Below are 619 nucleotides of genomic sequence, written 5' to 3'. Positions count from 1 at the left end.
ATTTTGCTTAAGTCTAAGCTGGCACGATATTATGCAAAATAGGACTCAAAAGCTTAAAACACAAAAGTTATGATTTAGACGCTTATGCTAGAGCGTTTTAAGTTTTAGGTGCAAGAGGTCGCAGCTCGATGAAACCGGCGTGACGCTTAGCGATATTATCGATAAGTTTTTGCGTCGCTTGCTCATAAGATAATGAATCGGTGTCCATAGTGACAAAGTCTGCCAAACGTAGCATTTGCATACCCGCGTACCCGCAAGGGTTAATAGCATTAAAAGCGGACAGATCGCAATTAATGTTGAGCGCAATACCGTGATAGCTAAAGCCGCGCTTAATCTTAAACCCAAGAGAGGCGATTTTGCCGAGCATAATTGTCTCACGCTTAATAGTATGGTCAGAGTCAGTCATGTGACTATATAAGTAAACGCCTGGGGCATCGCGGCGTGCATGAGCGCTGATGTTATCTTGGCTATCCATAGACGCCAAGCAGTCATTGAGCACATCCTCTAATGCTTGTTCAGCATGAGAGACGAGGTTACGTACACTCCAGCCCAAACTGTCCAAGTCAAATAACCAATAAAGCACCAGTTGCCCAGACCCGTGCCAAGTGACTTGCCCGCC

Annotated in this window: 1 protein-coding gene; it reads right to left on the bottom strand. The window is 45.2% G+C overall.

Annotation, left to right across the window (positions count from 1 at the left end):
• Positions 1–97 precede the first annotated feature (97 nt).
• Positions 98–619 (bottom strand): lipoyl(octanoyl) transferase LipB (lipB, locus tag ACTXGO_RS15815; protein WP_443575190.1); only part of this gene is annotated, 522 nt, incomplete at its 5' end.

It is taken from the genome of Psychrobacter sp. T6-1, assembly GCF_052258445.1.
The sequence above is the reverse complement of the archived record's forward strand: the minus strand, read 5'-3'. Positions and strand labels throughout refer to the sequence as shown.